This is a genomic window from Streptomyces lydicus (genome assembly GCF_001729485.1).
GTDB lineage: Bacteria > Actinomycetota > Actinomycetes > Streptomycetales > Streptomycetaceae > Streptomyces > Streptomyces lydicus_D.
Map to the genome: position 1 here is coordinate 546,763 of NZ_CP017157.1, position 21,468 is coordinate 568,230.

Annotated in this window: 16 protein-coding genes; 11 read left to right on the forward strand and 5 right to left on the reverse strand. The window is 73.6% G+C overall.

From position 1 onward, the window contains the following. Nucleotides 1-84: 84 nt before the first annotated feature. The 3 genes from SL103_RS02525 to SL103_RS02535 all read left to right on the forward strand — a co-directional run bounded on the left by SL103_RS02525 (nt 85) and on the right by SL103_RS02535 (nt 3,539). Nucleotides 85-660 carry a sigma-70 family RNA polymerase sigma factor gene (locus SL103_RS02525; RefSeq protein ID WP_069567102.1) on the forward strand — a complete coding sequence of 192 codons (576 nt, stop codon included), beginning with the start codon at nt 85-87 and terminating at the stop codon, nt 658-660. 138 nt (nt 661-798) lie between these two features. Beyond that, on the forward strand, nt 799-2,301 hold the full coding sequence (guaB, locus tag SL103_RS02530) for an IMP dehydrogenase (RefSeq protein ID WP_069567103.1): 1,503 nt from the start codon (nt 799-801) through the stop codon (nt 2,299-2,301). 122 nt (nt 2,302-2,423) lie between these two features. Next, a complete protein-coding gene (locus SL103_RS02535; protein ID WP_069567104.1) occupies nt 2,424-3,539 on the forward strand; it encodes a GuaB3 family IMP dehydrogenase-related protein in 1,116 nt (371 codons plus the stop codon). Between the two features lie 73 nt (nt 3,540-3,612). Here SL103_RS02535 and SL103_RS02540 read toward each other — a convergent pair whose 3' ends face one another. Continuing rightward, nucleotides 3,613-4,848: a nucleotide sugar dehydrogenase gene (locus SL103_RS02540; RefSeq protein ID WP_069567105.1), complete on the reverse strand. Its 1,236-nt coding sequence runs from the start codon at nt 4,846-4,848 to the stop codon at nt 3,613-3,615. A gap of 214 nt (nt 4,849-5,062) precedes the next feature. Here SL103_RS02540 and SL103_RS02545 point away from each other — a divergent pair, with 214 nt between their 5' ends. Beyond that, the gene (locus SL103_RS02545) at nt 5,063-6,769 is read left to right on the forward strand and encodes a glycerol-3-phosphate dehydrogenase/oxidase (RefSeq protein ID WP_069567106.1); all 1,707 of its coding nucleotides are present in this window, start codon (nt 5,063-5,065) and stop codon (nt 6,767-6,769) included. 58 nt (nt 6,770-6,827) lie between these two features. Here the strand turns inward: SL103_RS02545 and SL103_RS02550 are convergent, their stop codons facing one another. Next, nucleotides 6,828-8,006, reverse strand: a complete 1,179-nt coding sequence (locus SL103_RS02550; RefSeq protein ID WP_069567107.1) for a serine hydrolase domain-containing protein — start codon at nt 8,004-8,006, stop codon at nt 6,828-6,830. A 207-nt stretch (nt 8,007-8,213) separates the two neighbouring features. Here SL103_RS02550 and SL103_RS02555 point away from each other — a divergent pair, with 207 nt between their 5' ends. From SL103_RS02555 to SL103_RS02565, 3 genes are all read left to right on the forward strand, one after another. After that, nucleotides 8,214-10,295: a serine/threonine-protein kinase gene (locus SL103_RS02555; RefSeq protein ID WP_069573304.1), complete on the forward strand. Its 2,082-nt coding sequence runs from the start codon at nt 8,214-8,216 to the stop codon at nt 10,293-10,295. 238 nt (nt 10,296-10,533) lie between these two features. Next, nucleotides 10,534-12,717, forward strand: coding sequence for a protein kinase (locus SL103_RS02560; RefSeq protein ID WP_069567108.1), 2,184 nt, complete (start codon nt 10,534-10,536; stop codon nt 12,715-12,717). A 21-nt stretch (nt 12,718-12,738) separates the two neighbouring features. After that, the gene (locus tag SL103_RS02565; protein WP_069567109.1) at nt 12,739-13,236 is read left to right on the forward strand and encodes a MepB family protein; all 498 of its coding nucleotides are present in this window, start codon (nt 12,739-12,741) and stop codon (nt 13,234-13,236) included. 39 nt (nt 13,237-13,275) lie between these two features. On the opposite strand, the gene SL103_RS02570 is transcribed toward SL103_RS02565, so the two are convergent. Then, the gene (locus SL103_RS02570; protein WP_069567110.1) at nt 13,276-14,463 is read right to left on the reverse strand and encodes a winged helix DNA-binding domain-containing protein; all 1,188 of its coding nucleotides are present in this window, start codon (nt 14,461-14,463) and stop codon (nt 13,276-13,278) included. 37 nt (nt 14,464-14,500) lie between these two features. Then, nucleotides 14,501-16,018, reverse strand: a complete 1,518-nt coding sequence (locus SL103_RS02575; RefSeq protein WP_069567111.1) for a class I adenylate-forming enzyme family protein — start codon at nt 16,016-16,018, stop codon at nt 14,501-14,503. A 137-nt stretch (nt 16,019-16,155) separates the two neighbouring features. Between SL103_RS02575 and SL103_RS02580 the strand changes: the two genes are divergently transcribed. The 3 genes from SL103_RS02580 to SL103_RS02590 all read left to right on the forward strand — a co-directional run bounded on the left by SL103_RS02580 (nt 16,156) and on the right by SL103_RS02590 (nt 19,244). Continuing rightward, nucleotides 16,156-17,328, forward strand: coding sequence for an acyl-CoA dehydrogenase family protein (locus tag SL103_RS02580; protein ID WP_069567112.1), 1,173 nt, complete (start codon nt 16,156-16,158; stop codon nt 17,326-17,328). A gap of 7 nt (nt 17,329-17,335) precedes the next feature. After that, a complete protein-coding gene (locus SL103_RS02585) occupies nt 17,336-18,313 on the forward strand; it encodes an acyl-CoA dehydrogenase family protein (protein WP_069567113.1) in 978 nt (325 codons plus the stop codon). Nucleotides 18,314-18,785: 472 nt separating this feature from the next. Next, nucleotides 18,786-19,244, forward strand: a complete 459-nt coding sequence (locus tag SL103_RS02590; protein WP_069567114.1) for an ATP-binding protein — start codon at nt 18,786-18,788, stop codon at nt 19,242-19,244. Between the two features lie 278 nt (nt 19,245-19,522). On the opposite strand, the gene SL103_RS02595 is transcribed toward SL103_RS02590, so the two are convergent. Further along, nucleotides 19,523-20,449 carry a cyclase family protein gene (locus SL103_RS02595; RefSeq protein WP_069567115.1) on the reverse strand — a complete coding sequence of 309 codons (927 nt, stop codon included), beginning with the start codon at nt 20,447-20,449 and terminating at the stop codon, nt 19,523-19,525. Between the two features lie 104 nt (nt 20,450-20,553). Between SL103_RS02595 and SL103_RS02600 the strand changes: the two genes are divergently transcribed. Next, nucleotides 20,554-21,444 (forward strand): SDR family oxidoreductase, encoded by an 891-nt coding sequence (locus SL103_RS02600; protein ID WP_069567116.1) that lies wholly within the window; start codon nt 20,554-20,556, stop codon nt 21,442-21,444. Nucleotides 21,445-21,468 lie beyond the last annotated feature (24 nt).

Sequence of the window (21,468 nt, forward strand, 5' to 3'; positions counted from 1 at the left end):
GGCGCACCTGCCGCGCATAACGCTTCAGTGCACAAGTACGGACCTGATGCCGCGGATCGTGCGGCGCCAAGGCACCATGGTCCGATGCGTGAGGACGGGAAGCAGGAGATCGGCGCTCTCGTCGCACGCGCAGTCGAGGGGGACCAGCGGGCCACCCATGACCTGCTGGCCCATGTACATCCGCTCGCCCTGCGCTACTGCCGTACCCGTCTGTCGAGGCTGCCGGGTGATGCCCGGCACTTCGTCGAGGACCTGGCGCAGGAGGTGTGTGTCGCGGTGCTCTGCGCGCTGCCGCGCTACCGCGACACCGGCAAGCCCTTCGAGGCGTTCGTCTTCGCCATCGCCGGCCACAAGGTCGCCGATCTGCAGCGCGCCGCGATGCGGCACCCGGGCAGCACGGCCGTGCCGTCCGACGAGATGCCCGAGCAGCCCGACGACTCGCTCGGCCCCGAGGAGCGGGCGCTGCTGAGCAGCGACGCCGAGTGGGCCAAGAAGCTGCTGGCGAACCTGCCGGAGAACCAGCGCGAGCTGGTCCTGCTGCGGGTCGCCGTCGGGCTGACGGCCGAGGAGACCGGGCAGATGCTGGGGATGTCGCCCGGTGCGGTCCGGGTCGCCCAGCACCGCGCGCTCAGCCGGCTGCGGGCGCTCGCCGAGCAGTAACGGCGGGCTTCACGGACGGCCGGAAATCGCCGTACGAATCCACAAGTGACGAGGCCCTCATCGCTCGTGGATTGGGACACTTCTCCAGGCCGTTAGCATGGGAGTCCGCGCTGAGGCAAGAGCATTGGGGAAGGTGTCATGAGTGACAACGTCGACGGTATGCCCGCCAAATTCGCCATGCTCGGGCTGACCTACGACGACGTGCTGCTGCTGCCCGGCGCGTCGGAGGTGCTGCCGAACGCGGTGAGCACCGCGTCCCGGGTCTCGCGCAACGTCTCGGTCAACATCCCGCTGCTGTCGGCGGCGATGGACAAGGTCACCGAGGCGCGCATGGCCATCGCCATGGCGCGGCAGGGCGGTGCGGGCGTACTCCACCGCAACCTGTCCATCGAGGACCAGGCCAACCAGGTCGACCTGGTCAAGCGTTCCGAGTCCGGCATGGTGACCGACCCGATCACGGTCCGTCCGGACGCCGACCTGGCCGAGGCCGACGCGCTGTGCGCCAAGTTCCGGATCAGCGGTGTGCCGGTCACCGACGCGGCGGGCAAGCTGCTGGGCATCGTCACCAACCGCGACATGGCCTTCGAGATGGACCGCAGCCGCCAGGTCCGCGAGGTCATGACGCCGATGCCGCTGGTCACCGGCAAGGTCGGGATCTCCGGCGACGACGCCATCGAGCTGCTGCGCCGCCACAAGATCGAGAAGCTGCCGCTGGTCGACGACGCGGGCGTGCTCAAGGGCCTGATCACGGTCAAGGACTTCGTCAAGGCCGAGAAGTACCCGAACGCCGCGAAGGACGCCGAGGGCCGGCTGGTCGTCGGTGCCGCGGTGGGTGTCGGCGACGCCGCGTACGAGCGGGCGCAGGCGCTGGTCGAGGCCGGTGCGGACTTCCTCGTCGTGGACAGCGCGCACGGCCACAGCCGCGGCATCCTCGACATGATCGCCAAGATCAAGTCCAACATCAGCGTCGACGTCGTCGGCGGCAACGTCGCGACCCGCGACGGCGCCCAGGCGCTGATCGACGCGGGCGCCGACGGCATCAAGGTCGGTGTCGGCCCCGGCTCCATCTGCACCACCCGCGTCGTCGCCGGCGTCGGCGTCCCGCAGGTCACCGCGATCTACGAGGCCGCGCAGGCCGCGAACGCCGCGGGCGTGCCGCTGATCGGTGACGGCGGGCTGCAGTTCTCCGGTGACATCGCCAAGGCCATCGCGGCCGGCGCGGACACCGTGATGCTGGGCTCGCTGCTGGCCGGCTGTGAGGAGTCGCCCGGCGAGATGGTCTTCATCAACGGCAAGCAGTTCAAGTCGTACCGCGGCATGGGCTCGCTGGGCGCGATGCAGTCCCGCGGCCAGGGCCGGTCCTTCTCCAAGGACCGCTACTTCCAGGACAATGTCCTCTCCGAGGACAAGCTGGTGCCCGAGGGCATCGAGGGCCAGGTGCCCTACCGCGGCCCGCTGGCCTCGGTCGCCCACCAGCTCGTCGGCGGTCTGCGCGCCTCCATGGGCTACGTCGGTTCCGCCGACATCCCTGAGCTCAAGGAGAAGGGCCGGTTCGTCCGGATCACCGCGGCGGGCCTCAAGGAGAGCCACCCGCACGACGTCCAGATGGTCACCGAGGCGCCGAATTACTCCCGGCGCTAGGCGCCGCTCCTCTGGACACGCCCTAGCACGGCCCTACCGTGGAGCCCGCGGCCGCACCCCGGCCGCGGGCTTCGGTGTGTCGGGGATACTGGAACCGCAGACGTAGAGGAAAGGCCACACACGTGACTGAGATCGAGATCGGGCGCGGCAAGCGCGGCCGCCGGGCATATTCATTCGACGACATCGCCGTCGTACCCAGTCGCCGCACCCGCGACCCGAAGGAGGTCTCGATCGCCTGGCAGATCGACGCCTACCGTTTCGAGCTGCCGTTCCTGGCCGCTCCCATGGACTCGGTGGTCTCCCCGCAGACCGCGATCCGCATCGGTGAGCTGGGCGGTCTGGGCGTCCTCAACCTCGAGGGTCTGTGGACCCGCTACGAGGACCCGGAGCCGCTGCTCGCCGAGATCGCCGAGCTGGACGAGGCCGCCGCCACCCGCCGGCTGCAGGAGATCTACGCGGCCCCGATCAAGGAAGAGCTGATCGGGCAGCGCATCAAGGAGGTGCGCGACGCGGGTGTGGTCACCGCTGCGGCGCTGTCGCCGCAGCGTACGGCGCAGTTCTCCAAGGCCGTCGTGGACGCCGGTGTCGACATCTTCGTGATCCGCGGGACGACGGTCTCGGCCGAGCACGTGTCGTCGGCGGCCGAGCCGCTGAACCTCAAGCAGTTCATCTACGAGCTGGACGTCCCCGTGATCGTGGGCGGCTGCGCCACGTACACCGCGGCGCTGCACCTGATGCGGACCGGCGCGGCCGGTGTGCTGGTCGGCTTCGGCGGCGGCGCGGCACACACCACCCGCAACGTCCTGGGCATCCAGGTCCCGATGGCGACCGCGGTCGCCGACGTCGCGGCCGCCCGTCGGGACTACATGGACGAGTCCGGCGGCCGGTACGTGCACGTCATCGCCGACGGCGGCGTGGGCTGGTCGGGCGACCTGCCGAAGGCGATCGCCTGCGGTGCGGACGCGGTGATGATGGGTTCCCCGCTGGCCCGCGCGACGGACGCGCCGGGCCGTGGCCACCACTGGGGCATGGAGGCGGTCCACGAGGACGTGCCGCGCGGCAAGCGGATGGACCTGGGTGCGGTCGGCACGACCGAGGAGGTGCTGCTCGGGCCCTCGACGACGCCCGACGGCTCGATGAACTTCTTCGGCGCGCTGCGCAGGGCGATGGCGACGACCGGGTACTCGGAGCTGAAGGAGTTCCAGCGGGTCGAGGTGACGGTGGCGCCGCGGCGCTAGTCCCTCCCCTTCCGTAGACCGCAAGCCCGGCCGCGTCACCACGCGGCCGGGCTTCGTGTCTTCGGGCCTCCGGTCACAGGCGGTGGGCGGCGCCGGTGGGGGTGGCTCCTCGGGTGTCCAGGAGGAGCTGCGCCTTGACCGACAGGCCCTGGAGGTCGTAGGTGCGGTGGGCCTGGAGGAGCAGGGTGAGGTCCGCGTCGGCGGCGGCTTCGTAGAGGGAGTCGGCGCGGGGGACGGGGCGGTCCAGGACGGTCCAGCGCGGGACGTAGGGGTCGTGGTAGGTGACGTGCGCGCCGAGTTCCCGCAGCCGGGAGGCGATCTCCCAGGCGGGGGAGCCCGCCTGGTCGCCGACGTCCGGCTTGTAGGTGACGCCGAGCAGCAGGACGCGGGCGCCGCGGGCGGACTTGCCGTGCTCGTTCAGGAGCGTGGCGCAGCGCTGGATGACGTAGCGGGGCATGCGGTCGTTGACCTCTTGCGCCCACTCCACCATGCGCAGCGGGTGTTCCGGTGAACGCCCTTTGTAGGCAAGGTGGTTGGGGTCGACGGGGGCGGCGTGGCCGCCGACTCCGGGGCCGGGGCGGAAGGACTGGAATCCGAAGGGCTTGGTCTCGGCGCAGCGGATGACGTCCCACAGGTCGACGCCGATGTCGTGGCAGAAGACCGCCATCTCGTTCATGAGGGCGATGTTGATGTGCCGGTAGTTGGTTTCCAGGAGCTTGGCGGTCTCCGCCTCGCGGGGGCCGCGGGCGCGTACGACCTTGTCGGTGAGGCGGCCGTAGAAGGCGGCGGCGGCTTCGGTGCAGGCGGGGGTGAGGCCGCCGATGACCTTCGGGGTGTTGGCGTAGTGGTGGGTGCGGTTGCCCGGGTCGTGGCGGGCGGGGGAGCAGGCGAGGTGGAAGTCGCGGCCGGCGGTGAGGCCGGAGCCGTCCTCCAGCAGGGGGCGCAGGAATTCCTCGGTGGTGCCCGGGTAGGCGGTGGATTCGAGGATGACCGTGGTGTGCGGGCGCAGATGGGTGGCGAGGGTGCGCGCGGCGTCGGCGACGGCGGTGAGGTCGAGAGAGCGGTCCTGGCCGAGCGGGGTGGGTGCGCAGATGACGGCGGTACGGACCCGGCCCAGCGCGGCGGGGTCGGTGGTGGTGCGGAAGCCCGCCGACAGCAGCCGGCGGAGTTCGGTGGCGGACAGCGGCCCGTCGGTGCCGGCGGGCGGGGCGGGGTCGTAGCCGAGGGTGGTGAAACCGGCGGTGGTGGCGGCCTGGGCGAGGGGGAGGCCGAGGTGACCGAGTCCGATGACGGCGAGATCTGCGGGCATGCTGCGGCCGTCCTTCCCGAGCGACTGCGCGTGACGCGAAGAGTGCATAAGTAGACTAAGCGGATATTTGGCCCAGAATAGGGATTGGTGGATCAAGGTCGCCGGGTGTTGCCCCCGTGAGTGAAGGGTGGATGGCGGCTCTTGGCGCGGTCAGAATCGACGGACGGGGCATGGCCCCCGATCACAGTGGCCCCGACAGCAGCGGGAGGCAGCGGTGAAGACAGCGATACTGGGACCGGCGCAACGGGCGGAGGCACTCGCCCGAATGGCGGAGCGGGAGCTGGACGTCCTCGTGGTCGGCAGCGGGGTCGTCGGGGCGGGGACCGCTCTGGACGCGGCGACCCGGGGACTGTCCACGGGGCTGGTGGAGGCGCGGGACTGGGCCTCGGGCACGTCCAGCCGGTCGAGCAAGCTCATCCACGGCGGTCTGCGGTATCTGGAGATGCTGGACTTCGCGCTGGTGCGCGAGGCCCTCAAGGAGCGCGGGCTGCTGCTGCAGCGGCTGGCGCCGCATCTGGTCAAGCCGGTGCCGTTTCTCTATCCGCTCCAGCACAAGGGCTGGGAGCGCTGGTACGCGGGATCGGGCGTGGCGCTGTACGACGGCATGTCGGTGTCGTCGGGGCACGGCCGCGGGCTGCCCGTCCACCGGCACCTCTCGCACAAACGGGCGCTGCAGGTGGCGCCCTGCCTGAAGAAGGACGCGCTGGTGGGCGCGTTGCAGTACTACGACGCGCAGATGGACGACGCGCGGTACGTCGCCACCCTCGTACGGACCGCGGCCGCCTATGGCGCCCAGGTCGCCAACCGGGCCCGGGTGGTGGGTTTTCTGCGCGAGGGCGAGCGGGTGGTCGGCGCGCGGGTGGAGGACGTCGAGGGCGGCACCGAGTACGAGATCCGGGCGCAGCAGATCGTCAACGCCACCGGGGTGTGGACGGACGACACCCAGGCGCTGATCGGTGAGCGCGGGCAGTTCCACGTCCGCGCGTCCAAGGGGATCCACCTGGTCGTCCCCAAGGACCGGATCCATTCGACGACCGGGCTGATCCTGCGGACCGAGAAGAGCGTGCTCTTCGTCATCCCGTGGGGGCGGCACTGGATCGTCGGGACGACCGACACCGACTGGGATCTGGACAAGGCACACCCGGCGGCGTCCAGCGCGGACATCGACTATCTGCTCGGCCATGTCAACGAGGTGCTGGCGACCCCGTTGACCAGGGACGACGTCGAGGGCGTGTACGCCGGGCTGCGGCCGCTGCTGGCGGGGGAGTCGGACGCCACCAGCAAGCTGTCGCGGGAGCACACCGTGGCGCATCCGGTGCCGGGCCTGGTGGTCGTCGCCGGCGGCAAGTACACGACGTACCGGGTCATGGCCAAGGACGCGGTGGACGAGGCGGTGCACGGGCTCGACCGGCGGGTCGCGGAGTGCGTGACGGAGGACGTGCCGCTCGTCGGGGCCGAGGGCTACAAGGCGCTGTGGAACGCGCGGGCCCGGATCGCGGCGCGCACCGGCCTGCACGTGGCGCGGATCGAGCACCTGCTGAACCGCTACGGCTCGCTGGCCGAGGAGCTGCTGGAACTGGTGGTGGCCGATCCCTCGCTGGGCGAACCGCTGGCGGCCGCCGACGACTACCTGCGCGCGGAGGCGGTCTACGCCTGCACGCACGAGGGCGCGCGCCATCTCGACGACGTGCTGACCCGCCGTACGCGGATCTCGATCGAGACCTTCGACCGGGGCACCCGCAGCGCCCGTGAGGTCGCCGAACTGATGGCGCCCGCGCTGGGCTGGGACGACGCCCAGATCGAGAAGGAGATCACGCACTACCAGAAGCGGGTGGAGGCGGAGCGCGAATCGCAGCGGCAGCCGGACGACCTGACGGCGGACGCGGCCCGGCTCGGCGCCCCGGACATCGTGCCGCTCTAGGGGCCGGAGGGTGTGCCGGGCCCCGCTCCCCGGTCCGGTCTGATCCGAACGACAGCCCCTAGGCGTGCGGTGCCGGGCAGAACTCCGCGGTCAGGACGTCCGTGCCGTGTGCCCGGTCGGCCGCGTCGGTGTTGACGCGGTAGCTGACGACGTGCCGGCCGTCGGCGCTGCCCGCGGTCTGCGCGAAGGAGCCGTTGATGTCGCCGTTGTGGCCCCAGACCGTGACGCCGCAGGGCAGTTCCGTCGCGTACAGGCCGAGGCCGTAGGTGCCGCCGGTGCGCTTCTCGCTGCGTATCTCGGCCATCTGGCGCGGCGGCAGGAACGCGCCGGCGAGCAGCGCGGAGAAGAAGCGGTTGAGGTCGCCGAGGGTGGTGACCATCTCGCCGGCCGCCCCGGCCCGGCTGGGGTCCAGGGACGTGGCGTCCACCCGCCGGTCGCCGATGCGGGAGTACGCGCGGCCGTGCGGCGCCGGCAGCGTCGGATCGGTGCCGGGGAAGGAGGTGTCGTCGAGCCCGGCGGGGACGAGGATGCGGCGGCGGATCTCGGTGGCGTACGGGTGGCCGGTCACCGCTTTGATGATCATGCCGAGCACCAGATAGTTGGTGTTGGAGTAGCTGTAGCGGGCGCCCGGGGCCGCGACCGGCGGGTGGCCGAGCGCGATCCGCAGCAGCTCGGCCGGGGTGTAGCGGTCGTAGCGGTGGGCGCCGAAGCCCTTGCCGTACAGCTGCCGGGAGAGCCGGCGGTCGTCGGTGTAGTTGAACAAGCCGCTCGTGTGGTCCAGCAGCTGGCGCACCGTCACCTTGCGCAGGTCGGCGCCGTCGCCGGTGGCCGGTACGCCCGGGGGGAGGTGCGCGGCCGCGGTGCCGTCCAGGGCCAGCCGGCCCTCGGCGACCAGCTGGAGGACCACCGTCGCGACCAGGGTCTTGGTCAGGCTGCCGGCCCGGAAGTGGTCCCGTGCGCCCATCCTGCGGCCGCTGCGCAGGTCGGCGACGCCCACGGTGGCGAAGCGCGAGGCGCTGAAGCGGCCGTCGCGGGTGACGAGGGAGGCGGCGCCCGGCGCGCCGTCCTCGACCAGCCGGCGCAGTGCGGGCACGGTGGTGGCCGGTGGCCGCGTGACGGTGCCGACCGGCGGGACGCGGGCGGCGGACGGCGCGGTGGTGCAGGCCGTCAGGCTCGGGGCGGCGAGGGCGGCCAGCGCGACCGCCACGGCGACCGGCCGGTGCGAGCGCATCGTCATCGGGACTCCCGTTCGTCGGGGCCATCATGACGGGCGGGCGGTGTCGTCCGGCACCGACCCGGGCCTTCCGCACGGCCGCGGATGAGAGAGAATGAAGGCTCTGCCAGGGTGGGTTGTCCGAGTTGGGACAGTTTGACGATCGATGAGACGTCACAACTGCCAACTCGGCTGGATTGCCGAGGGGATTCAGTGGGCGACGAGGTCGAGATGGACGGCAAGGGCGGCAGGCTGCTCGCCGGCCGGTACCGGCTCGCCGATGTTCTCGGCCGGGGTGGCATGGGCACCGTCTGGCGGGCACGCGACGAGGTGCTGGGCCGTACGGTCGCGGTCAAGGAACTGCGCTTCCCGGGCGGGGTCGAGGAGGACGAGAAGCGGCGTCTGATCACCCGTACGCTGCGCGAGGCCAAGGCGATCGCCCGGATCCGGAACAACGGCGCGGTGACGGTCTTCGACGTGGTCGACGAGGACGACCGGCCGTGGATCGTGATGGAGCTGGTCGAGGGTCGCTCGCTCGCCGAGGTCGTGCGCGACGACGGCCCGCTCACCCCGCGCCGCGCCGCCGAGGTGGGCCTGGCGGTGCTCGACGTGCTGCGCGCCGCGCACAGCGAGGGCATCCTGCACCGCGATGTGAAGCCGTCCAACGTCCTGATGTCCGACGACGGCCGGGTCGTGCTGACCGACTTCGGTATCGCGCAGGTCGAGGGCGACCCCTCGGTGACCTCGACCGGCATGCTGGTCGGCGCCCCCTCCTACATCTCCCCCGAGCGCGCCCGCGGCCAGAAGCCGGGCCCGCCGGCCGACATGTGGTCGCTCGGCGGCCTGCTGTACGCCTGCGTCGAGGGCGTGCCGCCGTACGACAAGGGCTCGGCGATCGCCACGCTGACGGCGGTGATGACCGAGCCGGTCGAGCCGCCGAAGAGCGCCGGCGCGCTGGAAGAGGTCATCTACGGCCTGCTGGTGAAGGACCCCGACGCGCGGCTGGACGACGCGGGCGCGCGGGCGCTGCTGCTGGACGTCGTGCACACCCCGGAGAAGAAGCCCGAGCCGCCGATGGACGCGACGCGGGCGATGGCGCTGCCGACGGTGCCCGCGGAGCGGGCGGCCAGGCCCAAGAACACGTCCAAGAAGACCGCCGCCGCCAAGCCGCGGGGGCCCAAGACGAAGCAGCCGGCCGCTCCGGTGGCCGGGCCGGCCGCCGGCGAGCGGTCCGGGAAGGCCGCGGCGGGCCAGGCCAAGGACGCGAAGGCCGGCACCGAGCAGGCCGCGGCCACGCCGGCGAGCGCGCCGGAGCGCCCCAAGAAGAGCGCCGCGCGCCCCGCCGCTCCCGAAACCGCGCCGGACGCGGGCAGCGGGACGGCGGACGGCGCCTCGTCGCGCACCGGCTTCGACACCGAGGCCGCCAAGCAGCGGATGCGCGGCGCCCTGCAGTCGGTGCGCAACGCGGCGGCCGCCGCCGCGGCCCGTGCCGAGTCCGGACCGGGCGACGGGAGTCGTCCGTCCGCCGCGCGGGCCTCGCTGACCGACGTCGTCCCGCGCCGCACGCTGATCGTGGTGGCCGTGGTCGTCGCCCTCGCCGTGCTGGGCACGGTCCTGGCGCTCGCGCTGAGCGGCGACGACGCCGCGTCGAAGGGCGGCAAGGCGTCCGGCAGGAGCGAGGGCACGTCGTCGGCCGGCCGGGGCAAGCCCGCCACGGACCCGGCCGACGCGCAGGACGACGGGGCGACCGGCGGCTCCGCCGCACCGGGCGGGCAGACGCCGGACGCGGCCCCCGTGGAGGACAAGGGCGGCAAGGGCGGCGACGACGGCCAGGACGGCAAGGGCGGCAAGGCCGTGCCGGCCGGCTTCGCCGAGCTCTCCAACGGCCGCTTCCACTTCCGTATGGCGATGCCCGAGGGCTTCCGGCAGACCGACACCGCGGGGCAGAACTCCGGCGCGATCTACAGCGCCTCGGGCGGCTTCCCGCGCGTCCAGGTCGACTACAACGCCGAGCCCGGCAAGGACGCGGCGGCCGCCTGGCGCAGCCTGGAGCCGAGCGTGCGCGGCTCCAGCAACGACTACCACCTCATCGGCATCAAGTCGGTGAAGTGGCGGAACTACCCGACCGTCGCCGACTGGTCGTTCACGCGCAGGCAGGACGGCGAGAAGGTGCGGGTCCTCAACCGCGGCTTCCGGGCGGACGACGACCACGGCTACGCCATCATGATCACCTGCAAGGCGGACACCTGGTCGGACAAGGAGTGCCAGCAGGTCGTCAGGACCGCGTTCAGGACCTTCGCGGTGAAGGACTGAGCCGGGTTCGGGCGGGCAGCTGCCCCGGTGGGTCCGGTGCCGGAGCGAGACGGCGCGCGTCGTTCGGCCGACCGGGCCCCGACTGTCGGTGCGGACACGTATCGTGAGACATCTGAGACATCAAGGACCGTACGCATCCGCAATCGGCGGGAACGCGACCGGAAGTGACCAACGGCGTCGGCGCCGGGGGGCGGCTCCGGCGCGACGGTAGACACAGCGCGCGCTGCGGGGAGGCGTCGTGGACGAGTACGCAGGAAGAGTGCTCGCCGAGCGCTACCGCCTGCCCGTGCGGCCGCTCGGCGATGACGACTTCCCCGAGGCCCGTGCCTTCGACACCTACAGCGGGCAGGAGGTGCTGGTCCGTCAGGTGCCGCTGCCGGAGGTCGTCGAGGCGGAGGTCGTCGGGGACGGGGCGGCCGGCTTCGCGATGGGGCGCCCCGCCGGCGGGCGTGCGGCGGGGAAGGCCGACCGCGATCCCCGGGACCCGGCCGTGCGGCGCGCGCTGGACGCCGCCACGACCGTGGCGCAGCTGCCCGATCACCCCCGGCTGGAGCAGGTCTTCGACGTCTTCGTGCAGGACGGCAGCCTCTGGGTCGTCGGCGAACTCCTCGCCGCCCGCCCGCTGTCCGCGCTGCTGGCCGAGCGGCCGCTGACCCCGCACCGCGCCGCGGAGATCGGGTCCGATCTGCTCGCCGCGCTGCGGGTGCTGCACGCCGACGGCCGGCTGCACCACAACATCACCGCCCGTACGGTCCTGGTCTGTGACGACGGCAGGGCCGTCCTGACCGGTCTGGCGGTGGGCGCGGCGCAGGAGGCGCTGTGCGGGTACGACGCGCCGGCGGAGGCCGCGGTCTCGCTGACCAAGGCACCGTCGGACGGGCGGGCCGGTACCGCCACCGCGTCCGGGTACGGCCGGCCCACCGGCGCCCTGGCCGCCGAGCGGGCCCGGCAGGCGCGGCTGACCGTCGTCGGTCCGGTCACCGAGCGTTGGGCGCCGGAGCAGGCCGGCCCGGTGCACGGGAACCCGCAGCCGGCGCCGGTCGGCCCGGCCACCGATCTGTGGGCGGTCGGCGCGCTGCTGTTCCGCTGTGTGCAGGGGCATCCGCCGTTCCCCGAGGAGAGCGCCGCCGAACTGGCCCGGCTCGTCCGCTCCGAGCCGCCCGCGGCCGCCGAGGAGTGCGGGGCGCTGCGTCCGGTCGTCGAGTCGCTGCTGCGTCAGGACCCCGCCGACCGGCCGGACTTCGACGAGCTGCGCGGCTGGCTGCGCTCCCTGGTGCGGACGGCGCCGGAGCCGGAGACGGGCGGCCGCGCGGTGACGATGCCGGCGCTGGAGCGGGGCGGCGACCCGCGGCGGCTGCCGATCCTGCGGCGCCGCGGCGAACTCGTCCACCGGGGGCGGCACAAGAAGAGCCGGCCGCCGCGCCGGTCCCGGGCCGTGCGGCAGGCACCCGCCGCCGTGCCGGTGCCGCCCGCCCCGCGGACGCCGGAGGAGGGCCGGTGGGCCGCGCCCACCGCGGAATCCTTCCTTCCGCCGAGCGCGCAGGAGCAGGGCGGCCCCCCTTCCCCGCCGGCCCGTCTGCCGCGCCCCCCGAAGCAGCCCAAGCCGCTGCGGCAGCCCCGTGCGGCCCGGCCCACCGGTCGGCCGGGGCGGGCGCCGACGCCGGACCGGGAGCTGTACGAGCAGCAGATGCTGGGCCAGGTCAGCATCGACCTCGCCGCGGGCCCGGCCCGCCCCTCGCGCGGTGCCCCGCGCCACCTCGGCCGGCTGCTGCTCACCGCGATCCTGCTGCTCCTGGTCTGCGCGGTCGTCTACGCGGTGGCGTTCATGCCGAAGGCCGGTCAGGACTCCAAGGCCGGGCGGCGCGGCGCGGAGCACACCGCGACGTCGGGCGCGGCCCCCGGCGGCAGCCCCACGCCGACCGGCGGCGGGTCCGGCAGCGCGGACCCGCAGGGCTCGCCGCCCCCGGAGATCGCCAAGGGCTTCGCGCTGCGCACCGACCCCAAGGGTTTCCGGATCGCGGTCCGGGACGGCTGGCAGCGGCGCGGCGTCACCGGCCAGGGCCAGGTGCGGTACGTCGGCGGCGACTACGAGCTGCTGGTGGTGCCCGGCCGGGACCGTACGGCGGCGTTCGGCGCCGACCCGATGGCCTACCTCCAGAACAAGGAGCCCGAACTGGCCCCGTACCGCTCCGCCGGCTGGGCCTCGGCCTCCGGGCTGCGGCGGATCGACGTCGGCCGGACGGCGATGGCGGAGGGCACCTTCAGCTGGCGCGACAGCAGCGGCCGCGAGGTCTATGTGCGCAACCTCGCGATGATCCAGGACGGCCGCTACCACCTCGTCCTGGTCATCGGCCCGGACAGCGGGCGCCGCGAGGTGGACCGCCTCTACGAGCAGGCGTCCAGCTCGTACCGGACCGGCTGACCGCCGTGGGACGATGACGGCATGCACGACGAACTGACCGCGGCCCGGGCCGCGGTGTACGAACCCTGCGGCTTCGTCTGTTCGCCGCCGGTGCCCGAGGCGGAGAGCGCCGAGTACGGGGCGCACTCCTTCACCCTGGACGGCCTCGCCGTCCGGTTCCGGGTGGGGAAGACCACGCCGACAAAGGTGGGCCAGTTCGTCACGGTGTGGCAGCGGCACGAGGGCGGGCCGATCCGCCCCTTCGACGTCGGCGATCCCGTCGACCTGTTCGTCATCAGCTCCCGCGACGCGGACGGCTTCGGACACTTCGTCTTCCCGCGCGAGGTGCTGGCCGAGCGGGGCGTCGTCGCGCGCGGCGGCGTCGGCGGGAAGCGGGGCTTCCGTGTCTACCCGCCGTGGGTGACGACGACCAGCCGCCAGGCCCGCGCCACTCAGCAGTGGCAGGTGCGGCACTTCCTGCCGATCCCCGCCGACGGCCCGGCCGACCCGGCCCGCGCCCACGCGCTGTACCACCCGTAGGCCCTCACGGGGCGTCCGGCTTGAGCCGGACGAACGGGCTCAGGCGCTCAACTCCCGCTCCAGCGGCGTCCGGAAGCGTGGGGTGACGCGGACCGGGCCGATCCAGGAGGCCAGCCGGGCCGCCTCGGACTCCACCGCGTCGGCGGCCGCACTGCCGCCCTCGCCGGTCAGCAGCCGCCAGACGATCTCGCCGTCCGGGCGCTGGGCCCACCCGCCGACGATCCGGCCGTTCCACCACACCGTGGGGCCGATGTTGCCGCTGCGGTCGAAGAGGTGCGGTACGTGGTCCGGGTCGAGGTACCAGTCGCGGCCCTTCCAGCCCATCGCGGTGGGATCGAGGGCGGGCAGCAGGGCGGCCCAGGGCTCGGGCGCGGGCAGCGGTTCGAGGTCGTCGGGCAGGGCGAGGCCGGTGACGCCGCCGTCGAGGGTCACCTCCACGGCACCGGTGGCGGCCACCGCCCGCCGGGTGTCGGTCAGCGTCCAGCCCGTCCACCACTTGAGGTCCTCGACGGTCGCCGGGCCGTAGGCGGCGAGCCAGCGGCGGGCGAGCACGGCGCGCGCCTCGGGGGCCGGCGGGGCGTCCAGTTCGGCGAACGGGGTGCCGGGCGTCCACCGGAAGGAGCTGCTCGTCCAGCTGCCGCGGGGGCGGCCGCGCCGGATGCGGCCCTCGGCGGCCAGCACCCGCAGGATCCGGCTGGAGAAGGCGACCGTGGCCTGGTACGGCTTGCCGGGGGAGACCACGAGGGTCTCGCGCAGTCCGGGGACGTCGGCGGCCAGTTCGGCCGCGGTCGCCGTACCGCGCCCGGCCAGTGCGGACAGGGCCTGCGCCTCGACCCCGGCGATCCACCGTTCGTCCCAGCCCGGGGCGCCCTCCGTGATCCACTTGACCATCCCGGCCCGCTCCTTGGCGGCGATCGCCCGGCCGGTGGAGGAGGAGACGACCGGGGCGAGACCGGCGCCGACCGCGAAGAGGGTGCGGCGCATGCACAGCAGCCGGACCAGCGTGTGGTCGTCGTAGAGCGCACGCTCGACGTCCGCGGGGTCCGGTACGGCCAGCCGGGCGCAGGCCGCGAGGTGGACGGTCGCCGGGTCGGTGGCGTGCAGGCCCAGGACCGCGTCGGCGGCCTGTTCGGTGCGGGCCGCCCGGTGCGCGGGGGCGAGCAGGTGGAGCCGCCCGAGGCGGGCGCGGCGCGCGGCGGTGTCGATACGGGGACGGGCGTGGTCCATGGGGTGACGGTACGCGGCGGGTGGGGCAGTGGTCGTCCTACACCCGTGCGGCGCCGCCCCCGAACCGCTCCCGCAGCTCCGGTTTGCGCACCTTGCCCAGGGTCGCCCCGCGCGGCAGGGCGGCCAGCACCTCCAGCCGCTCGGGGAGCTTGTGCCGGGCCAGGCCCTGGGCGAGCAGGTGCGCGGTGATCGCGTCGAGCGTCAACTCCGCGGCGCCCGGCGGTTGTTCGACGACCGCGCAGACCCGCTCGCCGCGTGCGGCGTCCGGCAGGCCGATGACCGCGGCCTCGGCGATGTCCGGGTGCCGGTGGAGCAGTTCCTCGATCTCCTGGGCGGAGATGTTCTCGCCCTTGCGGATGATGATGTCCTTGAGGCGGCCGGTGACCACGAGGTGGCCGGAAGGGGTGAGGTGCCCGAGGTCGCCGGTGGGCAGGAAGCCGTCCGCGTCGAAGGGGGCGGGTTCGCCCAGGTAACCGCGGCAGACGGCGGGCCCGCGCAGTCGTATCTCGCCGCCGTCGGCGATCCGGATCTCCATCCCCGCCGGCGGCCGCCCGTCCCGGGTGGCGAGGTGCTCGTGGCTGTCCCGCGGATCGCCCATGGTGACCATGGGGGCCTCGGTCAGCGCGTACCCGTGGGTGAGCGCGCAGCCCAGCTCGCGCACCACGTCGTCGTACAGGTCGGGCGGCTTGGGCGCGCCGCCGCCCGCCAGCAGGCGGAGGGCGGGCAGCAGCCGGCGGCCCGGCTGCTTGCGCTGTTCGGCGAGGAAGAGGGCGTAGAAGGCCGTGGACCCGCCGGCGACGGTGACGCCGTGCCGGCGGTAGGCGCCCAGCGCGGCCGGGAGCGCGAAGTGCTCGAAGAGGACGGCCGGGATGCCGTGCCGCAGCAGCATCACGGTGTAGTCGGGCCCGGCGACGTGGGCGTAGGGGAAGGCCATCGAGCCGACGTCGGACGGGGTCAGGCGCAGCGCCCGCCCCAGGTCCGTGCCGGCGGTCAGCAGCGCACGGTCGCAGTGCAGGACGCCCTTGGGGTCCGCGGTGCTGCCCGAGGTCCAGTAGATCCAGCGGACCGCCTCGCCCTCCGCGGGCGGTGGCGGCAGGACGGCCGGGTCGCCGTCGGGCAGGGTGCGGTACGCGGTCAGCACGGCGGGCGGGCGGGGCAGCCGGGCGGCGAGCCGGCGCGCCATGGCGGCGTGGTCGAAGCCGCGCCAGGTGCCGGGCACGACGAAGAGGTCCGCCGCGGTGCGGCGCAGGACGTGCGCGGTCTCGTGGTCGCGGTAGGCGGGCACCAGCGGGCTCTGTACGGCGCCGAGGCGGGCCAGTGCCAGGCTGAGCAGCACGGTCTCGATGCGGGTGGGCAGCTGCCAGACGACCCGGCTGCCGGGGCGTACGCCGAGTCCGTACAGCCCGGCGGCGACGCGTTCGGCGCGGGTGCGCAGCGCGCCGAAGGTGAGCCGGCGGTCGTCCGCGGCCGTGGCGCCCGCCTGGATGAGCGCGGTCACGTCCGGGCTGCGGGCGGCGCGCCCGGCCACCAGGCCCCACAGCGTTCCGCGGTCCATACCGGCCTCCGTCACACCGATCTGACGCTACGTCAGGTATGTGTACGAGGGTAGGGCGGTACGCCTTGTCGGTCCATGGTGCGGCGGCTAGCCTGAATCTGACGGAGCATCAGAAATAGCGGTGAGGGGGCGGCGGGATGGACCTCGCGTACACCGAGGAGGAGCGGGCCTTCCGGGCGCGGCTGCGGGACTGGCTCGCCTCGGTGCTGCCGACGCTGCCCGCCCGGCCCGACCCGCGCGACTGGCCGGCCCGGCGCGCGTACGACACCGCCTGGCAGCGGATGCTGTACGACGCCGGGTACGCGGACGTGCACTGGGACGCCGCCCCGACCATCCGGCTGATCTTCCTGGAGGAGACCGAGCGGGCCGGGGCCCCCTATGTGGGGGCGAACTTCGTCGGGCTGCTGCACGCGGGGCCGACGATCGCGGTGGAGGGCACCCCGGCGCAGCGGCAGCGCTGGCTGCCGCCGGTCCTGCGCGGTGACGAGGTGTGGTGCCAGGGCTTCAGCGAACCGGACGCCGGCTCGGACCTGGCGTCGCTGCGGACCCGGGCGGTGCGCGACGGCGACGACTACGTGGTGACCGGCGCCAAGATCTGGACCTCGCACGCCGAGGTCGCCGACTGGTGCGAGCTGCTGGTGCGGACCGACCCGGACGCGCCGCGGCACCGGGGCCTCACCTGGCTCGCGCTGCCGATGGACGCCCCCGGCGTCACCGTCCGCCCGCTGCGGACGCTGGCCGGGACGGCCGAGTTCGCCGAGGTGTTCCTCGACGAGGTGCGGGTGCCGGCCGGCAACCGCGTCGGGGCGGAGAACGACGGCTGGCGGGTGACGATGGTGACGCTCTCCTTCGAGCGCGGCACCGCCTTCGTCGGCGAGGTGGTGGCCTGCCGGCGGGTGCTCGGCGCGCTGGCCCGCGCCGCCCGCGCCAACGGCCGCTGGGACGATGCCGTGCTGCGCCGCAGACTCGGCCGGCTGAACGCGGACTTCGCGGCGCTGTGGCGGCTGATCCAGTGGAACGTCAGCGAGGCCGCGGCGGCCGCCGCCGGCCGCGGGGCGTCGACCGCCCCGGGCGGGAGTGGCGGCGTCCCCGGGGCCGGCGGCTCGGTGTTCAAGCTGCGCTACTCGCACGCCCGCCAGGAGCTGTACGACGCGGCGGCGGAGGTGCTGGGCGCCGGCGCGCTGGACGCCGGGCACGAGTGGGTCGCGGACCGGCTCTCCTCGCTGTCGTACACCATCGCCGCCGGCACCTCGCAGATCCAGCAGAACATCGTCGCCGAGCGGATCCTCGGCCTGCCGAAAGGGCGGTGAGCGGCCGGTGCGCTTCCAACTCACCGAAGAACAGCGGGCGTTGCGGGACGGGACGCGGAAGCTGCTGGACGGTCGGTTCGGCCGGGACCGGCTGCGGGCGGCGGTCGACGAACCGGCCCTGGACCGTGCGCTGTGGCGGGAGCTGGGCGCGGCCGGGTTCTTCGCGCTGCGCCTGCCCGAGGAGGCCGGCGGGGTGGGGCTCGGGCTGCCGGAGGCGGTGCTGGTCTTCGAGGAGGCCGGCCGGGCACTGCTGCCCGGGCCGCTGGTGGCGTGCGAACTGCTGGCCGGGGTGGTCGACGGGGTGGCGGCCGGCGAGCGGACCGCCGGACTGTGCGAAGGCTCGGCGGAGGAGGTCCTGTGGGAACACCCGGCCGACTGCGACGAGTTGATCTTGGTGGAGGGGGGCGGCCGGGATGCCCGGGACGCACCCGGGCGCGCGGAGGGGGTGTACCGGAGCGCGCCGGACCGGGTGGCATGGACCCCGTTCGCCTCCGTCGACCCGCTCACCCCGCTCGCCCGCGTCACGGACTTCCCGCGCGGCGCGCCCCTCGGCGGCCCCGATCCCTCCCGGCTGCGTCGCGAGGCCGCGCTGCTGACCGCGGCGCAGCAGGTGGGCAGCGCGGTCCGGACGGTCGAGGCGGCGGTCGGCCATGCCCGGGAGCGCACTCAGTTCGGTGTGCCCATCGGCTCCTTCCAGGCGGTCAAGCATCTGTGCGCCCAGATGCTGGTACGTGCGGAAATGGCCAGAAGTGCGGTGTATGCGGCAGCGGTCACGGAGGGTGCCCTCGATGTGACGGGGGCGAAGCTGCTCGCCGACGAGGCCGCGGTGCGCAATGCGCGGGACTGTCTGCAGGTCCACGGCGGGATGGGCTTCACCTGGGAGGCCGAGGTGCATCTGCATCTCAAGCGGGCCTGGCTGCGGGCCGCGCGCTGGGGTGTCGCGGCCGAGGCGGAAGAAGCGCTGGCCGCGGACCTGATCGACTGACAAGGGGCGCTTCGGGGCCGTGGGGCGGTGGGCGATGACCGGCGATGTCAGACTCAGGCAACCCGTGTGCGAAATGTCGGACTCGCCACACAGAAGTGGTCACGGAGTGTCGATATCGGGTTGTGTCCTAGGCGTGACTCGTCACAGGGGGGAGTCGGCGCTCCGCTCGGGTACGCTCCGTTGGGTGCGAGTGGTTCTGTGGCGCAACGAACCCGGCGTCGTCCTTGCGACGGCTCCGGGGTACGGACTGCGCGCCGCCCGCCTTGGGCCAGAGCCCGACAGCCCCCCATGTTCGACTCCCCGCAAAGTGCGTCGCACAGTATGCAGCACGCATACTCCCTTGCGCTGGAATATGCCCGAAGCGCTTGTTGGGGTGACTGAACGTCAACCATGCTGTGCTTCGCCGGGGTCACGCACCGTGACCTCGTGGAGGCGCGAGGCGATGTTTCCGCCGGTTCGGATGGTGTGAGCGGTGCAGGTGCTTCAGGTGCAGTTGGACGTACGACCCGATCCCGCGGAAGTGGGGCGGGCCCGGCGATGGGCCCGGTCGCGGCTCGTGGGATCCGGCATAGGGCCCGACGAGCCGCTTGCCGAGACTCTGATCCTGCTGATCTCCGAGCTCGTCACCAACGCCGTGGTGCACACCGGCGCGGCGGCCGAGCTGCGGATGTGTTTCTCCGGGACCGGTGCCGTCGTGGGGACGGTCCGCGTGGAGGTGGTGGACGCCAGCGCCCGCCCGCCGCGCCCGCGGCATGCCGACGGGGACGACACCAACGGCCGCGGCCTGGAGCTGGTCGACGGACTGGCGGACCGCTGGGGCTGGCACCCGGAGGGCGCCGGCAAGCGGATCTGGTGCGAGGTGGACCGCGGGCGGCCGCTGTTGATGGCGGCGGGTGCCGAGCGCGGACAGCTGAGCTCCCTCACACCCTGACAATTCGGGCATAACACCCAATGGTGCAGCGGATGTCACGAAATTAGTCCAGACCAGGTGTTGACGTGGCGTGCTCAGTTGATCACTCTTGGGTGGAGCGATTCGCCGTGAGGGGACGCCGAGGATGTGGGGGGAATCGGGTGCGAACCCGGTCCTGACCTCGACGAGTGTGGATCGCGGCCTGGTTGGGCCCCCGGCGGTGGCCGGGGAGGTGGCGGCGCGCGGTGCCGTGCTCGGGGCGCGCACGAGCGCACCGCCACCTGGCCCGCCGGGTGCCCTCAGAGCACGGCCACCGGCGCGACCGGTGTGCCGGAGCCGCCGACGAACGGCTCCGCCATCGCGGACAGGAAGAAGCTGTAGCGGCCCTCCTCCGCGCAGGCCGCCGCCAGCCCCTCCAGATTCCAGTTCTGGCCCTGGAGCATGCCCATCTCCACGAGGTGGAGCGCGTGCACCGGCATCCACAGGCCCTCGACCTCCGGCGGGAAGATCTCGAAGGTCAGGGTGTCGTTGGCGACCGCCGCCACGTCGCGGGCGTGGAACCACTCCGGGGTGCGCAGCGACAGCCCGGGGGAGGGGAACGCGTACGCCTGCCGGTCACCGGCGAGGTAGTGCCGCAGCTGCCCGGTCCGTACGAGGACGATGTCGCCGGACCGCACCGTCGTCCCGGCCAGCTCCTCGGCGGCGTCCAGGTCCTCCGGCGTGACGGCGTGCCCGCCGGGCAGCAGGTCGGTGCCGTGCGCGCGGGCCACGTCCAGCAGGACGCCGCGCGAGGTGATCGGGGTGGCCTTCTCGATGCCGAGGACGGTGGCGCCGGCGTGCGCGGTGATCGTGTCGGCCGGGCGGTCGTTGTAGAGCCGCCCGGAGTGCGAGACATGGGCGAGGCCGTCCCAGTGGGTGGCCGCCTGCAGGCCCATGGTGACCGCGTCGTCCGAGGTCGCGACCGTGCCGGGGCCGAAGATCTCCTGGTTGACGGCGGTCATGGTGTGCAGCGGATTGACCCGGCCGGGGATCATCCCGGTCTGCACGCCGTCCTGCCGCAGGGGGAGGGCGAGGGGGACGCGGCGGCCGCTGCGGACGGTCGCGGCCGCCGCGCGCACCACCTCGTCGGTGATCAGGTTGAGGGTGCCGATCTCGTCGTCCGCCCCCCAGCGCCCCCAGTTGTTCACGCGTGCGGCGATGTCGTGGAACTCCTGCGGCAGGGGCATGACGGCCTCCTCGGGGCGGGTCGGTCCGGTTCGGGCTCTTGTGTTCGCGCGGTGTCTGCTCAAAAATCTAACGGTCCGTCAGAAACTGGTGGAAGGGGCGCGGCATGGGGAACTTCCTGGCCGGCAAGGTGGTCGCCGTCACGGGGGCCGGGCGCGGCATCGGGCGGGCGGTGGCGCTGGCCTGCGCCCGCGACGGGGCGAAGGTCGTGGTCAACGACTACGGAGTCGCCCTCGACGGCGCCGAACCGAGCAGCGGGATCGCCGACGCGGTGGTGAAGGAGATCGAGGCGGCGGGCGGGGTCGCCACCGCGGTCGCCGACGACGTCTCCACGATGGCCGGCGGGCAGCGGATCGTGGACACCGCGCTGGCGCAGTACGGGCGGATCGACGGCGTGGTGTGTGTGGCCGGGATCCTGCGCGAGCGGATGCTCTTCAACATGTCCGAGGAGGAGTGGGACCCGGTGGTCGCCACCCACCTCAAGGGCACCTTCACGGTGTTCCGGGCCGCGGCCTCGGTCATGCGGCGCCAGGGCTCCGGGACGCTGGTGGGCTTCACCAGCGGCAACCACCAGGGGTCGGTGTCGCAGGCCAACTACGCGTCCGCGAAGGGCGGGATCATCTCGCTGGTGCGCAGCGCCGCGCTGGGCCTGCACAAGTACGGGGTGACCGCCAACGCGGTGGCGCCCGTCGCCCGGACCCGGATGTCGGCGAAGGTGCCGATGGAACTCAAGGAGATCGGCGAGCCGGAGGACGTGGCGGCGTTCGTGGTCTACCTGCTCAGCGAGCGGGCCCGCGACGTCACCGGGCAGGTCTACACGGTGGCCGGACCGAAGATCGCGGTGTGGGCCCAGCCGACGGAGCTGCGCTCCGTGTACGCCGGCGAGGGCGGGTGGACCCCGGAGCGGGTGGCCGAGGTGGTGCCGGGCTCCGTGGGCGTCGACCCGATGCCGATGCTGGCGCAGCTGGCGGCGATGGCGGAGGCGGCGAAGCGCTAGGGCCTTCGTGCGGGCCGGGAGGGC

Bases quoted from the DNA above. Each gene is read 5' to 3' on its own strand.
- SL103_RS02555 (WP_069573304.1), top strand. From the start codon at position 8,214: ATGGACGGCAAGGGCGGCAGGCTGCTCGCCGGCCGGTACCGGCTCGCC.
- SL103_RS02595 (WP_069567115.1), bottom strand. From the start codon at position 20,449: ATGCCCCTGCCGCAGGAGTTCCACGACATCGCCGCACGCGTGAACAAC.
- SL103_RS02575 (WP_069567111.1), bottom strand. From the start codon at position 16,018: ATGGACCGCGGAACGCTGTGGGGCCTGGTGGCCGGGCGCGCCGCCCGC.
- SL103_RS02565 (WP_069567109.1), top strand. From the start codon at position 12,739: ATGCACGACGAACTGACCGCGGCCCGGGCCGCGGTGTACGAACCCTGC.
- SL103_RS02540 (WP_069567105.1), bottom strand. From the start codon at position 4,848: ATGCCCGCAGATCTCGCCGTCATCGGACTCGGTCACCTCGGCCTCCCC.
- SL103_RS02550 (WP_069567107.1), bottom strand. From the start codon at position 8,006: ATGACGATGCGCTCGCACCGGCCGGTCGCCGTGGCGGTCGCGCTGGCC.
- guaB (WP_069567103.1), top strand. From the start codon at position 799: ATGAGTGACAACGTCGACGGTATGCCCGCCAAATTCGCCATGCTCGGG.
- SL103_RS02580 (WP_069567112.1), top strand. From the start codon at position 16,156: ATGGACCTCGCGTACACCGAGGAGGAGCGGGCCTTCCGGGCGCGGCTG.
- SL103_RS02525 (WP_069567102.1), top strand. From the start codon at position 85: ATGCGTGAGGACGGGAAGCAGGAGATCGGCGCTCTCGTCGCACGCGCA.
- SL103_RS02600 (WP_069567116.1), top strand. From the start codon at position 20,554: ATGGGGAACTTCCTGGCCGGCAAGGTGGTCGCCGTCACGGGGGCCGGG.
- SL103_RS02570 (WP_069567110.1), bottom strand. From the start codon at position 14,463: ATGGACCACGCCCGTCCCCGTATCGACACCGCCGCGCGCCGCGCCCGC.